This is a genomic window from Niallia sp. FSL R7-0648 (assembly GCF_038007005.1).
GTDB classification, from domain to species: Bacteria; Bacillota; Bacilli; order Bacillales; family Cytobacillaceae; genus Niallia; species Niallia circulans.
In genome coordinates this window covers 3,302,099-3,314,948 of the sequence record NZ_JBBOWE010000001.1, presented here as the reverse complement: position 1 = coordinate 3,314,948, position 12,850 = coordinate 3,302,099, and the positions used below count along the sequence as shown (strand labels likewise).

Genomic DNA, 12,850 nt, shown 5'->3' with positions numbered 1-12,850 from the left:
GGTATTTTCTTGTTCCAGCGTTATCTTAAGCTGGAATAAGTGTGACACACTCCCATTCTTTTACTAGTCGTTAATTTTATTTTTATTATTTTTATCTTTCCATAGCACTCCATGTTTAATTAAGCGTGGAATTCTTCCTGTTAAAGCGGTTTTGGCAATAAGTCCGAAACCGGCTTTTTTTCCTAATGACCCAAGGACCCCTTTTAGCTTGATTGGCGGCATATAATCAGGTAGTACTTTCCCTTGCCAACGAGAAATTAAAACAAAAGCAATTTGTTCTGCCTGTCCTTCTGCAAGCTGTGCACTGGGAGGATGAGGAAGGCTTGCGCAATCACCAACTACGAAAACATGCTCATTATTAGGAAGGTGGTGATGCTTGGATAAGAGAATGCGTCCTTTCTTATCTTTTTCCACGTCAAGTTCCCGTACAACTTTATTTGGGTGAATCCCAGCTGTCCAAACAATACAGTCATAATGCTGTGGGATTCCATGATTATAAACTGTATTTTTTTTTATACAAGTAATATTGCTATTTTTGATAAGATTAACCTTTCTATCTGTAAACCATCGTTCTACATAGTTTCTTACTTTTTTAGGATAAGAAGATAATATGGTATTTCCACGATCCAAAAGTGTGATTTGCAGGCTGCTACTTTCAGCTAATTCAGCTGCTAACTCAACGCCGCTTAAGCCGCCGCCGATAATTGCTACCTTTGCCCCCTGAGACAAGCTATGGAGCTGCTTATGTGTTCGTTTGGATTTATTGATGGATTGAATACTATGAGTGTTGTCTTTAGCGCCCTCGACTTGGTGATAATTATCCTCACAGCCAAGTCCAATAATCAAATCATCATAATCGATCGGATTTCTTCCCGCTAACCAAACTTTATTGTTTTCCAAATCAATTTTTTCCACTTCTGCTTGTATAATGCTTACTTGAGGGTGTTTAGGAAAAGGAATTTGTAGGGTTTTATCCAGTACAGTACCAGCTGCAAGAGCATAATATTCTGTCTTTAGAAAATGAAATGGGACTTTATCTATTAATATGACCATAAAATTATATGGTAAATGAGGTATGATAGAGGATAAAACACGCATACCACCATAACCGCCGCCTAATATTATTAATTTTTTCATTTTTTCCCCCTTAGTGTGCTCATGAGAAAATCTATTCTTTAAAAATTAGTTCGTAATTTTAGATCTGCTCCTTTTAGAGTATATTAAAAGGTTAGGACTGTTTATTCTTCATTATAGAAGGAAAATGACTTTTCCCCTTACAGATTAAGAAAGGAAGTATGAAATCAGACAATTTTTGCGTTCAACACTAAGAAAAACCTGTATAATTCAGAGGGAGGTGAGATGTTTGTTTAAACCGCTAATTGAATTTTGTGCGAGTAACCTAGCATCAGGCGCATATGAAGCGAAAGAATGTCTTGAACAGGATGATTCTTTAGATGTGATTGACTATGGGTGTTTAAGTTATTGTGGGCAATGTGGCGATTCGTTATTTGCGTTAGTAGATGGTGAAGTAGTCAAAGGGAAAGATGTAAACGAGCTTGTTGAGAATATCTATCAATATTTGAAGGCAAATCCAACATAAAACCGCTTATATCAGTGTGTTTAAAATTAATTCACTGATATAAGCGGTTTTTAGATGAAGGTTTTTTGCCTGTCTCTTATTTCCTGCCAGCTTTCTTTTGCCAGCTTGACAATTTGTGTTTCCACTGTCCTACTCTGCTGCTCGATTACTTTCGAATAATATTTTGTAGCTTTTTCTAGATTATCTGTCCGCTTGGAAAGGTCTGCTATTAAATAAATGGTTCTTAATTCTGAAACAGGAGTTCCCTGATAGTCACCAACAGAATAGGAAGTTTCATATTCTGATAATGCAAGGGATATAAAACGCCTCTCTTGTTTATGATTATTTAACATACGATAATGCCATGCAATCCGCAGGTGGAGTCCTGCAAGGGTAATATGCTTATCCTTCCGTAAAGAAGCACAATAAGCAGCTAATTTATATGTTTTAATACTATCCTCTATGTTACGTTCTTTTCCAAAGGAATGTGGAATCCATTGGGAACATACTTTTTCGATTAGTATCCTTTTACTTTCTGGAGAAAAATAAGAAACTGTATCATCACTAAAAGAAAACCCGCAAGCAGGACAGACATTTATGTAATAAAGGAGTGGATTATGCTCAGCATAGACAGGAAAGAAATCTGTATCTAAATTTTTCAATTTGACAAATCTTGAACGTAATTTTTTTGTTGTAAATTTAGTGTGACAAAGCAAACAGGTACATTGCTTATCAAATAACGGTTCGATTTTGTTCACATTTCTCACTCCCTTTGTTGTTAGGTAAAAAGGCTAGATATTTATATATTTTATTATACCTTATCGTGAGTAATATTCCCTATAAAAATTTTACAGATAGGTGAAAAGTCTATATTATATTAAGGGATTTCTTCAAAGTGGGAACAGTAAACGATAATAATGTTTTAATCGAAAATACTTGAAAAATGTTCGTGCAGATTATCACATAGACCTGTTTTGTTACCATGTTTTACACAGGTCCCTTCAGTTGAGTAGTTTTGATTAGCGGTATATAATATAATAAGAAGTAATAACAGGACGAAAGGAGAATGAACAGTGACAGAAGAAATTGTACACATAACAGAAGCCGCTGCTCTTCAAATAAAAGAAATGATGAAGGCGAACGATGAAGAAGGTTCCTACTTAAGAGTAGCAGTAAAAGGTGGAGGCTGCAGTGGTTTATCTTATGGAATGGGTTTCTCACCGGATAAAGAAGAAAATGACCAACTTTTTGAGCAATATGGCATTCGTGTGTTAGTTGATCAAAACGATGGCCCTATTTTAAAAGGAACAAAAATTGATTACAAGCAATCCCTAATGGGCGGCGGATTCACCATCGACAATCCTAATGCGATTGCATCTTGTGGCTGCGGGTCTTCTTTCCGTACAGCGAAAGTGGCTGGAACACCAGAAGAGTGTTAAGAACAAAGCTTTAAAAGTTGAACACCGCTGTGTCATGAACACCTTTTGGTCTTCATGACACAGCGGTTTTTTTATTTAATAAAAAAGACTGAATGTAATCAGTTGTTTTCCAAACCATTGAGAGAAAACAACTGATTATCATTAGTCTTTAGAAAAGGTTATTTAAACAAAGAAGTACTGTGAAGAGGCTGTACTCGAGCTTTTGGATCCATATATGTTTTAGCATTATTGACTGCTGTAGGCGCTTCGCCAAAACCTGTAGCTATTAATTTCACTTTTCCATCATATGTGCATATGTCTCCAGCTGCATAGATACCTGGAATATTTGTCTCCATTTTGCTGTTAACAACAATAGAGTTCTTTTGAATCTCAAAGCCCCATTCTTTAATTGGGCCTAAAGAAGAAACAAATCCATAGTTTACAATAACTGCATCTACATCAATAATTTCTTTTTCTTGTGTTGTTACATTTTCAAGAATCACTTGTTTGATTTCCTCATCTCCTACTAACTCTGAAGGAATATAAGGAGTTTTGATGTTTACTTTTGAATTTTTAAGGTTTTCTACACTATGCTCATGTGCACGGAATTTATCACGTCTATGTGCTAAATAAACAGTATCCGCAATAGGCTCTAGCATTAATGCCCAGTCAACAGCAGAATCTCCACCACCAAACACCATTACCTTTTTCCCTGCAAACTGATTTAAGTCATTGATAAAGTAATGAAGATTTTTTCCTTCATATTCTTTCGCTTGTTCCAACTCTAATTTACGAGGTTGGAAAGCTCCGTTTCCAGCTGTAATAATAATTGTTTTGGAGTAATGGACTTCTTTATCGGTAGTAATTTTAAATATACCGTCACCTTGTTTCTCCACTGTTTGAACAGCTTGTTCTAGTACGATAGACTGTTCAAATTTTTTCATTTGCTCTTCTAAATTATCGACTAACTCTTGAGCACGAATTTTTGGAAATCCAGCAATGTCATATATATATTTTTCGGGATAAAGTGCTGTAAGCTGACCGCCAAGGGTAGGGAGACTCTCGATGATTTTAACGGTTGCTTGTCTCATCCCTCCATAAAAAGCAGTGAACATGCCTACAGGTCCACCACCGATAACAGTAATATCATAAATGGTTTGATTTTCTTCCAATTTTCCTAAACCCTCCTAATAAAGATCAGTTCTACAAGCTATCATATCATAATGATTATGATTTCTCACTTTTTTAATCTTCCAATTTTGAAAGCTATCTAGGACCACCATCCTACTCATAAATTTTATAAAATAAAGAATTTCCAACTTTTAACTTTTATTGGTAATAGAATAATTCGGAAAATAATGTAGAAATTATCGATTAGAAGCTTCTAATCGATGTTTTTTTGTATTTTTTTGGTATTTTACTAGGGGGAAAGTTCTGCTTTTAACCTTTTTATGAATAAATTCTTTGAATATGGGAAATGAATAGTTTTGAGAGGAGTGAAAAATATGAATTATTATAAAAAGTTTTTTAGAAGAGTAGGAATGGTTCTACTTTTAATGGCAGCACTACTAACCACGTTCCAATCGATTTCAGGTGTTAAGGCGAGTTCGATAAATATTAGTACTAACGAACAATCTCAGGTAAGTAAAGATACCGGTCATATTGATCATACAATAAAACAAATGAGTGTAGCATTAAAAAGCTTTAAAAAAGCATTGGCGGAAAAAACACAAATTTCATCCAGTAAAGAGGTTGCAGGTAAACCCCCTTTGCTAGAAAATATGAAGGATTGGTCACAATATCCGACAAAACGGGTGATAGCAACAGGCTATACCGCTGGATATGAGTCAACTGGCAAGAACCCAGGGCATCCACAATTCGGTATTACCTATTCAGGTGTAAAAGTAAAAAGAGATTTATATAGTACCATAGCTGCTGATACTAGTGTATTTCCAATTGGAACTATTCTTTTTATCCCTGATTATGGATTTGGGGTTGTGGCAGATACTGGTTCAGCGATTAATGGCAATAGATTAGATTTATACTATGAAACCGTACAAGATGTATATAGTCAATGGGGCAAGAAAACAATAGATGTATACATAGTGGAAATGGGTAAAGGCAAACTAACAGAAGAAACGTTAAGTGCATTAAATGAAGAAGAATCTATGCAAGTATTCCGTCAACAGTATACAAAAGCAGAAAATAAATAATTACATACTAATTAACAAGTAAAAAGGATATCCTAAAATCAAGGTCCTAACAAAAAAATGTTAGTTGATTTTTAGGATATCCTTCTTTTTTAGAATAAATAAAACTGCTTTAGAATAGCTTAAGCAGTTTTATGTTGTCGACAGTCCGAAAACTGCTTTAGAATATAATATCTTAAGCAGTATTTATTTGTATTTATAAAGTCAAGGTTAATAAATTAGCATATGTAAAACAAGCGTCAATAGAATTCCGGTTAGTCCACCAAAAAATACTTCTATCGGTTTATGTCCTAACAATTCTTTTAATTCTTTTCTTTTTTCCTGCTCCGGTTTGTTTTGCCATCCTTTTGCTTCATTTAAGAACTTATTAAAATCGTTTACTAAGCGATTTAAAACAATTGCTTGTTCTCCTGCCTGTCTTCTAACGCCTGTAGCATCAAACATGGTGATTATTGCAAAAATAGCAGCAACTGCAAAGATCGGTGAATCAAAGCCTGTTTGCAGAGCCACACCAGTAGAAAGAGCAGTTACAGCTGCTGAGTGAGAACTTGGCATTCCTCCTGTACTAGTTAACAAAGACCAGTCAATTTTTTTCGTAACAAAAAAAGTGATTGGCACTTTGACAAATTGCGCAAAAAAGATTGCAGCCAAACTCGCAAGTAAAGGAAAGTTAGCTAGTAGTTCCATAAAAACACCTCATCATTCTGTGAAAAATATGTACTTTTAGTATGTATACCTTATTTAACTCATTATTAATCTTTCATATAAGGAGAATTAATGGAAATAAGGAGGTAGACAGTGGAGCTAGATATAGGGTTAAAATGAATTTCATTCTGTATTATTTGCTTTCAAAGCCATGGAAAAACAAAAATGCGATTCATTTTTAAATGGTTGAGAGCAATTTTCAATGCTCTCTTTGCTTTTCCACTTATCTTATTATAACATAACCAAATATTGTGCTTTCTACTTAAATTCGAAAAATCTTTTTACATTTTGGTACCTTTTATAAGAAAGTTGATTTTCAAAATAAATCATTCAGCTGGAGCTAATCTTTAGGAATGCAGCATTATCATTTAGAAATGGATGATGTAAATTTAATTAGATATACGAAATGATAAATAAATTCGTTATAATAGAAGAAGAAATAGAATGGAGGAATTAATTATGTTTTCATATCAGAAAGAATGGGATTTTCAAAATAATCATGAAAATATTATTATTGGATTATTTGATAAGTCTATTAAATTAGAAGGTAAGCTGCAATTACTAGACGAACAGTTTGAAGGAGAATTAACTAGTTTAGTAAAAGATGGGGATATTTCAGCAAAGAAAAAGGCCATTACGGTTATACATACTTTTGGAAAAATTGGAGCAAAACGAATTATTTTTGTTGGATTAGGAAAAGAGAAAGAACTGACCTTTGATGAGCTAAAAGCAATTTTTGGAGCAACCTTTAAACGCATTACTAGTGAAAAATGGGTGGAAACAGCTATATACTTGGATTCCTTTGTATCAGAGGAAAATGATGCACAAGATGTTGCTCATGCAAGCAGTGAAGCGTTTGGTCTTGCTACCTATGAGTTTTCAGGTTATAAACAAAAATCAAATGAACCAGAAAAAAAGATTACAGAAATTACTGTTTATAGTCATGTAGAGGAAGAGGAAGTTATGTCAGCGCTAAAAGTAGGGTATGTATATGGTCAGGCAACAAACTCTGCGCGTACGCTAGTTAACCTGCCAGGGAATATGTTAAAAGCAGCAGATTTAGCTAATTATGCACTAGAATTAGCGGGAAAATATGGCTTTGAGGCAGAAATATTAGAGAGAGAAGATATGCTAAAGCTTGGTATGGGTGCATTGCTTGCTGTGAACCAAGGTTCGACAGAGCCTCCTAAAATGATTGTGCTGAAATACCAGGGAAAAGATAACTGGGAAGATGTCATCGGCTTAGTAGGAAAAGGGATTACCTTTGATACAGGTGGTTATTCTATTAAGACAAAAACTGGTATTGTCGGTATGAAAACGGATATGGGCGGTGCAGCAGCAGTTCTTGGAGCAATGGAGATTATTGGAGAATTGAGACCAGAACAAAATGTCGTTGCAGTTATTCCATCTACTGATAATATGATAAGTGGTAATGCGTTTAAACCAGATGATGTTATCACATCGATGAGTGGAAAAACAATTGAGGTATTAAATACAGATGCAGAAGGTCGCTTAGTTTTAGCAGATGCAGTAACTTACGCAAAACATCATGGCGCTGACTACCTTGTAGATGTCGCAACCCTTACAGGTGGAGTAATTACCGCTTTAGGAATGGAAACGACAGGTGCAATGACGAATAATGAATCTTTATTTGAACAGGTGTTAGAAGCTTCCTATGAAGCAGGGGAACAAATGTGGAGACTGCCTATTTTTGAGAGTCATAAGAAATTAGTGCGCAATAGTCCGATTGCAGATTTAAATAATTCACCAGGTGCCGCTGGTCATGCAATCATGGGTGGTGCCTTTATCGGCGAATTTGCAGAGGAAACGCCATGGGTTCATTTAGATATTGCTGGAACATCTACACAAAGTAAGGCTACTGATTTAGGTCAGCCAGGTGGAACAGGCGCTATGACTAGAACATTAGCATTGTTTGTAGAAAGATTTGAAAATATAAAATAGAAAATACGTAGATCTATAGAAGAAATCACCAGACCCCATTTTATCGATTGATGGGGTCTGGTTTTTTATAGGGGGGTACTATGTGCTTGCAGCCACTTTTCCATTGGTTCTGGCATATGAGTACTCGCAACGAGACCAGCATGCCCGCCATCAAATAAAACAAAGGATTTATCTTGACTTGAAACAAGATCCATAATTGGTTCGCAGAGAGAACTTGGAACAAGAGGATCATTCTTGGTGGAAAATACAAGTAAATTAGAGTGAATGTTAGACAAATCAACCTCTTCTCCATTGATTGTTAAACCACCCTCAATCATCTTATTGTCCCTGACAAAGTCATTCATAAGTTGTTTAAACGTTGCCCCAGCTACAGGGATATGATCGAGTGTCCATTTGTTCATTCGTGCCCATTTTTCCGAGTATGTTTCTTCGCCAGAACGATTTAAAAGTGCTAAATAATGGCTGAAGGAAAGAGGAGCAACAAGTAACCTAGTTCCATATTTAACCGATTCAGGAGGTACAATGCCCATTTTATCGATTAATTCCTCAAGGTGCAGTTCATTTTCGCGAAGAGCATTCAGCCACTTATCATAGTCCGGAAAATCGGAAAAGTTAATTGGAGACACCGCAAGAATTAAATTTTTAATATAACGATTATCTAATGCTGCAAATATGCTGGCAAGTGTTCCTCCTAAACAAAAACCAATGACAGTAAAGGAATCGGAGTTAGCATGTCGCATCGCTCGTTTAAAACCTGGTTGAATATACTTTGCTATATAATCATCAATGGTTAAATGACGATCCTCGTATGCAGGAATCCCAAAATCAATTAAATACGTATCATACCCTGCGTTATTAAATGCCTCAATTAAACTCATGGAGGGACCTAAGTCAAGAATATATGGTTTATTCACGATTGAATAAACAAGAAAAATCGATTCTTTATATTTTCTTTCTTTAGAAGGGTAATACCATAAAGTTGCTTTGTTTTTTTTCCAAATGGCATATTTTTCTGATTGTCCAACGGCAGGATCGTACGATAAGGTATGAATAAATTTAGCTAGACTTTTTTTTGCCATATTATATCGCCTGATTGGAAATAGTAGAAAAGCTGAGTTCGTCTTTTTGTGAATCCAATTGTTGTTTTGCTTGCACTAATTCATTTTGAAGTGTGTAAATACGCTGTTCTTGCTCCGTGATGATATTTGTCAATTGATTGGAGTAATCATCAGAAGGATTCATGCTTAATTGTTCAATTAGTTGTTTGACTTCTTTCATCATTGTCGTTAATTCAAATAACTGATCATCAAGATTATCGATTTTTTCTTCTGATTGAAGAATTAACTGGGTTGCGTTTGCAAGGTCTGTTTTAGTAGGTAGATTCATATAATTACTTAATTGCTCTGTATAAGTTTGAATTTGATCTAATTTGTTTGTTAATGGATTCATTTTTGAAGTTGTGAAATTAATAATGGACATTTGATTTAAACTGTTCTTAATACGGTTATTTAACCGATATTGTAATAAAGTGCCGCCTTTCTTTAATAACTCATAAAAATCGATTGTAACGTGTGCCATTTTCCTATCCCTCTTTCTTTTCTTTTTTAGTGAACATCCTAAAGCTTATTTCTAGACTCCCTTTTTTATAAACTAGAGGAAAGTCCACCATCAATGGCAATTGTTTGTCCTGTGATATAATTGGAAGATTCTCCAGCTAAGAGCAGAATAATTCCATCTAAATCACTTAATTCCCCTAAGCGCCTTGCTGGAATTCCAGCAGTAATTAGGTTTTTACTATCTTCTAATTTAGTCGTAATACTTGTCGGGAAAAAACCTGGCGCAATCGCATTTACTTGGATATTATAACGGGCTAACTTAATAGCTAATTCTTTGGTTAATGTAATGAGTGCGCCTTTACTCGTGTTATAAGCAATTGCATCTAATAAGTGCGGCGGAGTTCCGTTAAATGCGGTAACAGAAGAAACATTAATTATTTTGCCCTTTTTTTGTTCTGCCATTTTTTTAGCAGCTGCCTGTGAAAATAAAAAAGATCCTTTGAGATTAACATCAAGTACTTTATCCCATTTCTCTTCGGGATAATCAAGAAAAGGTGCCATCCAGGAAGTACCGCTGTTATTAATTAAGATATCTATAGTTTGGAATTTGGCGATTGTTTGGCTAATAACATTGTCTATATCCTCTTTTTTGGATACATCGCATGGAAGGGCTAATACCTTTATTCCTTTATCTTGTAATTTAGCAGCAGTTTTTGTACACTGTTCTAAGTTTCTGGAACAAATGACAATGTTAGCCCCAGCTTCACCCAGCGTTTTGGCCATTTGTTCTCCTAACCCTCGACTTCCCCCTGAGATAATTGCCGTCTTATTCGTGAAATCAAAAAGTGAATTCATTTTCTTTACCATTCCTCCTGCGACATCTATTCCATATAGTATAGACAAGCAATGACCTAAGCGTGAATAAATTAATGGAATTACCTATGCCTATCCTGTACTTTTTTTATTAACAAAAAAAGCATTTATTTCTAGAAATTTAGCGATATAAGGCGATAGCCCAGTCCAAAAGGGGGACATTCGCATAGAAAATAGAGAAGAGAAATAAGTCTAAAATGAGAGTGGAGGTAATGTTGAAGAATGTATGGATACCCTTATCAGTATCAATATCCACAGCAAGATTCAAGAGCCTGGTTTGCAGCACCCTTCGTGGGTGGTTTATTAGGAGGAGTAATAGGCGGGGCTTTAGTTAGACCAAGACCGTTTTTTGGTCCTGTCCCATATGGCCCTGTTCCGTTTGGTCCAGCTCCGTTTGCTTCGGGACCATATGGACCGTATCCTTATTACTAAAAAATCCATCAACTGGATAGAAGAATAGCTTATATAGCAATGATTGAACAGGTATAATCAATCATAACAAAAAGCGTTTTAGAAAAATAAAGTTCACTTATTCTTTATCGGATTATTTCAGGCAGTACGTTATACAGCCTGAAATAATCTATTATGAACAACTAAAAAAATGCTAACGCCATCTCAATTGAACAGATAAGAAGCAGCAATAGGGTGGCTTATTTTTATGGTCGAAATTTAATGTGATCCCATCAGGATTATAAGCTATTGTAGGGGATTCTTTTACGCCAATTGATTTTATTAATTGCTCCACTGTTACCGTTTTAGATAATTGAGCGGCATTCATGAGATTCTTGGAAAAGTCAGGAGAGTTAGCTAATTTTTTTAAACAGGTCTCCACATCAGGCAATAAAGTTAGGGTATCCTTAGCAGAATTGATGAGTTTAGAAGGATTCGCTTCTGGGAGTTCTCGAAAATAGAGAGGGTAATGAAGATATGGGTGGAATGCTGCTAAAGTAGGGATTTTACGATGATAATATCGAGCGTGGTACATAGTAGCCATTCCTTTCATGCATAATTTTGCTTCTTTTATTCTATTCCTTATAAAGGTAATTTATGAATAAGAAAAGACTTGAAATCACATCAGGAAAAAATAGCCTGTTTCGATTTCAAGTCTTTAATGTATGCATAACTTTAAGATGTTTTATTTTTTCTTAAAACTTACTACGGTGTTCGATTAAATCAATTGTTCCTAAGACTACATGTGCTAGTCCAAATCCAAAGACTGTATTGGAAATCATGGAATCGATTTTACGATTTTTTTTCATGGCAATGCCAGCAGTTGTAACGGCTGTTCCAAGAACAGTGGGGATTAATCCTTCACGTATATTTTTCATATTATTGTACTCCTGTTCTGTATTAGTCCAATGACAGGACAGGAATATTATTTGCTTATGATCGATAGCTTATCCTGCTAAAAACATTGGTTCCGCAGGCAAATGATGGGCTTATTTGCTTTTCGCAGCAGCGTTTCTCGCTTCTTTTAAATCATCTCTTATCGCTTCATCTGCCATTGGTATTTTTCTGTTATAAGCAGAGCGAATAATAAGTTGTCCCGCAACTGGAGATGTTAAGAAAATAAAGGCGATGGCAAGAATTAAACGGGAATTGAAAATTTGTTCCGACTGGAAAAAGTAGAGACAAGCACCAAGAAGGATAAACATGACCCCTAGTGTCGCAGATTTAGATGCTGCGTGACTTCTTGTGTACACATCTGGTAGTCGTAATACGCCAATGCTTGCAACCAGACTTAATAAGGCTCCTAAGAGAATAAGAATAGCTATGATAATGCTAATGATTGTCGCGGTCATTTTCGATTATTACTCCTTTCTCCAGATACTTCGAGAAAGCTACCGTACCAATAAAGGCTAAAATACCAATGAGAAGAATAACTTCCAAAAAGGCTGATGTTTTTAACACCACTGATAAAATAGCAGTAATCGCAACAAGGTTGATTCCGATGGCATCTAAAGCGACTACTCTATCGGGAGTAGAAGGTCCCTTTACAACTCGATAAATAAATAAAATCGTCGAGGTAGAAACAATAAATAAAGATATATGCATAATCGTCTGGAACATCAAATACTCACCTCTTGTATGGCTTTTTCAAAGCTATTTTTGATACTGCTGATAGCGGCCTCTTTATCGCTAATATCGATTGCATGAATATATAGGATTTTATTATCTTCTGAAATATCTACAACAAGGGTTCCAGGTGTCAGGGTGATAAGGTTACAAAGTAGCGTTATTTCCCAGTCTTTCCTTAAATCCGTTTCGAGGGCAAAAATACCCGGCGTTACTTTTAACCTTGGTCGAAGAATAATTTTTAACACGGCAATATTAGAAAGTACTAATTCTCTTAGAAAAATACCTAAAAGCTTTAATATAGAAACAACTCGATATAAATAAAACTTATCGGAGAAAAATCTTCTTGTAATAAAAATGAGAATCAATCCGATAATAAAGCCGATTAGAAACGTATCTGGAGCGAAGGAGCCTTTCAGAAACATCCAAATAAAACTGATTACAAAATTTAATAATAATTGAAATGCCATT

Annotated in this window: 17 protein-coding genes; 5 read left to right on the top strand and 12 right to left on the bottom strand. The window is 35.3% G+C overall.

What is annotated here, in order from left to right; all coding sequences use genetic code 11:
* Positions 1-63: 63 nt before the first annotated feature.
* On the bottom strand, positions 64-1,137 hold the full coding sequence (locus tag NSQ89_RS16360; protein ID WP_328283365.1) for an NAD(P)/FAD-dependent oxidoreductase: 1,074 nt from the start codon (positions 1,135-1,137) through the stop codon (positions 64-66).
* Positions 1,138-1,363: 226 nt separating this feature from the next.
* On the opposite strand from NSQ89_RS16360, the gene NSQ89_RS16355 reads away from it, so the two are divergent.
* Complete coding sequence (locus NSQ89_RS16355) at positions 1,364-1,600, top strand: DUF1450 domain-containing protein (protein ID WP_047942235.1); 237 nt, start codon at positions 1,364-1,366, stop codon at positions 1,598-1,600.
* Between the two features lie 50 nt (positions 1,601-1,650).
* Here the strand turns inward: NSQ89_RS16355 and NSQ89_RS16350 are convergent, their stop codons facing one another.
* Positions 1,651-2,337 (bottom strand): DUF2225 domain-containing protein, encoded by a 687-nt coding sequence (locus NSQ89_RS16350; RefSeq protein WP_047942234.1) that lies wholly within the window; start codon positions 2,335-2,337, stop codon positions 1,651-1,653.
* Positions 2,338-2,652: 315 nt separating this feature from the next.
* Between NSQ89_RS16350 and NSQ89_RS16345 the strand changes: the two genes are divergently transcribed.
* A complete protein-coding gene (locus NSQ89_RS16345) occupies positions 2,653-3,018 on the top strand; it encodes a HesB/IscA family protein (RefSeq protein ID WP_082138323.1) in 366 nt (121 codons plus the stop codon).
* 158 nt (positions 3,019-3,176) lie between these two features.
* On the opposite strand, the gene NSQ89_RS16340 is transcribed toward NSQ89_RS16345, so the two are convergent.
* Entirely contained in the window at positions 3,177-4,169 is a 993-nt protein-coding gene (locus NSQ89_RS16340; protein ID WP_095322188.1) for an NAD(P)/FAD-dependent oxidoreductase, read from the bottom strand.
* A 333-nt stretch (positions 4,170-4,502) separates the two neighbouring features.
* Here NSQ89_RS16340 and NSQ89_RS16335 point away from each other — a divergent pair, with 333 nt between their 5' ends.
* Complete coding sequence (locus NSQ89_RS16335; RefSeq protein ID WP_047942231.1) at positions 4,503-5,210, top strand: 3D domain-containing protein; 708 nt, start codon at positions 4,503-4,505, stop codon at positions 5,208-5,210.
* 207 nt (positions 5,211-5,417) lie between these two features.
* On the opposite strand, the gene NSQ89_RS16330 is transcribed toward NSQ89_RS16335, so the two are convergent.
* The gene (locus tag NSQ89_RS16330; RefSeq protein ID WP_095322189.1) at positions 5,418-5,894 is read right to left on the bottom strand and encodes a divergent PAP2 family protein; all 477 of its coding nucleotides are present in this window, start codon (positions 5,892-5,894) and stop codon (positions 5,418-5,420) included.
* 477 nt (positions 5,895-6,371) lie between these two features.
* On the opposite strand from NSQ89_RS16330, the gene NSQ89_RS16325 reads away from it, so the two are divergent.
* Positions 6,372-7,874 (top strand): leucyl aminopeptidase, encoded by a 1,503-nt coding sequence (locus NSQ89_RS16325; RefSeq protein ID WP_341132924.1) that lies wholly within the window; start codon positions 6,372-6,374, stop codon positions 7,872-7,874.
* 65 nt (positions 7,875-7,939) lie between these two features.
* On the opposite strand, the gene NSQ89_RS16320 is transcribed toward NSQ89_RS16325, so the two are convergent.
* The 3 genes from NSQ89_RS16320 to NSQ89_RS16310 form a co-directional block, all read right to left on the bottom strand.
* Complete coding sequence (locus tag NSQ89_RS16320) at positions 7,940-8,953, bottom strand: alpha/beta fold hydrolase (RefSeq protein WP_053215672.1); 1,014 nt, start codon at positions 8,951-8,953, stop codon at positions 7,940-7,942.
* Between the two features lies 1 nt (position 8,954).
* On the bottom strand, positions 8,955-9,452 hold the full coding sequence (locus tag NSQ89_RS16315; RefSeq protein WP_144546588.1) for a hypothetical protein: 498 nt from the start codon (positions 9,450-9,452) through the stop codon (positions 8,955-8,957).
* Between the two features lie 65 nt (positions 9,453-9,517).
* Positions 9,518-10,285, bottom strand: coding sequence for a glucose 1-dehydrogenase (locus tag NSQ89_RS16310; protein ID WP_095259316.1), 768 nt, complete (start codon positions 10,283-10,285; stop codon positions 9,518-9,520).
* A 240-nt stretch (positions 10,286-10,525) separates the two neighbouring features.
* Between NSQ89_RS16310 and NSQ89_RS16305 the strand changes: the two genes are divergently transcribed.
* Positions 10,526-10,735 carry a hypothetical protein gene (locus tag NSQ89_RS16305; RefSeq protein ID WP_341132923.1) on the top strand — a complete coding sequence of 70 codons (210 nt, stop codon included), beginning with the start codon at positions 10,526-10,528 and terminating at the stop codon, positions 10,733-10,735.
* A gap of 172 nt (positions 10,736-10,907) precedes the next feature.
* Here NSQ89_RS16305 and NSQ89_RS16300 read toward each other — a convergent pair whose 3' ends face one another.
* From NSQ89_RS16300 to NSQ89_RS16280, 5 genes are all read right to left on the bottom strand, one after another.
* Complete coding sequence (locus NSQ89_RS16300) at positions 10,908-11,306, bottom strand: hypothetical protein (protein ID WP_141231664.1); 399 nt, start codon at positions 11,304-11,306, stop codon at positions 10,908-10,910.
* 142 nt (positions 11,307-11,448) lie between these two features.
* Complete coding sequence (locus NSQ89_RS16295; RefSeq protein WP_047942225.1) at positions 11,449-11,631, bottom strand: hypothetical protein; 183 nt, start codon at positions 11,629-11,631, stop codon at positions 11,449-11,451.
* Between the two features lie 111 nt (positions 11,632-11,742).
* Positions 11,743-12,105, bottom strand: coding sequence for a monovalent cation/H(+) antiporter subunit G (gene mnhG / locus NSQ89_RS16290; RefSeq protein WP_095259317.1), 363 nt, complete (start codon positions 12,103-12,105; stop codon positions 11,743-11,745).
* A complete protein-coding gene (locus tag NSQ89_RS16285) occupies positions 12,086-12,373 on the bottom strand; it encodes a Na(+)/H(+) antiporter subunit F1 (protein ID WP_047942223.1) in 288 nt (95 codons plus the stop codon). The genes mnhG and NSQ89_RS16285 overlap by 20 nt, the downstream gene beginning before the upstream one ends.
* Entirely contained in the window at positions 12,373-12,849 is a 477-nt protein-coding gene (locus NSQ89_RS16280) for a Na+/H+ antiporter subunit E (RefSeq protein ID WP_251688413.1), read from the bottom strand. Before NSQ89_RS16280 ends, NSQ89_RS16285 begins: the two co-directional genes overlap by 1 nt.
* Between the last annotated feature and the right edge of the window lies 1 nt (position 12,850).

Bases quoted from the DNA above. Each gene is read 5' to 3' on its own strand.
- NSQ89_RS16305 (WP_341132923.1), top strand. From the start codon at position 10,526: ATGTATGGATACCCTTATCAGTATCAATATCCACAGCAAGATTCAAGA.
- mnhG (WP_095259317.1), bottom strand. From the start codon at position 12,105: ATGACCGCGACAATCATTAGCATTATCATAGCTATTCTTATTCTCTTA.
- NSQ89_RS16295 (WP_047942225.1), bottom strand. From the start codon at position 11,631: ATGAAAAATATACGTGAAGGATTAATCCCCACTGTTCTTGGAACAGCC.
- NSQ89_RS16310 (WP_095259316.1), bottom strand. From the start codon at position 10,285: ATGAATTCACTTTTTGATTTCACGAATAAGACGGCAATTATCTCAGGG.
- NSQ89_RS16285 (WP_047942223.1), bottom strand. From the start codon at position 12,373: ATGTTCCAGACGATTATGCATATATCTTTATTTATTGTTTCTACCTCG.
- NSQ89_RS16360 (WP_328283365.1), bottom strand. From the start codon at position 1,137: ATGAAAAAATTAATAATATTAGGCGGCGGTTATGGTGGTATGCGTGTT.
- NSQ89_RS16325 (WP_341132924.1), top strand. From the start codon at position 6,372: ATGTTTTCATATCAGAAAGAATGGGATTTTCAAAATAATCATGAAAAT.
- NSQ89_RS16335 (WP_047942231.1), top strand. From the start codon at position 4,503: ATGAATTATTATAAAAAGTTTTTTAGAAGAGTAGGAATGGTTCTACTT.
- NSQ89_RS16280 (WP_251688413.1), bottom strand. From the start codon at position 12,849: ATGGCATTTCAATTATTATTAAATTTTGTAATCAGTTTTATTTGGATG.
- NSQ89_RS16315 (WP_144546588.1), bottom strand. From the start codon at position 9,452: ATGGCACACGTTACAATCGATTTTTATGAGTTATTAAAGAAAGGCGGC.
- NSQ89_RS16300 (WP_141231664.1), bottom strand. From the start codon at position 11,306: ATGAAAGGAATGGCTACTATGTACCACGCTCGATATTATCATCGTAAA.
- NSQ89_RS16330 (WP_095322189.1), bottom strand. From the start codon at position 5,894: ATGGAACTACTAGCTAACTTTCCTTTACTTGCGAGTTTGGCTGCAATC.
- NSQ89_RS16320 (WP_053215672.1), bottom strand. From the start codon at position 8,953: ATGGCAAAAAAAAGTCTAGCTAAATTTATTCATACCTTATCGTACGAT.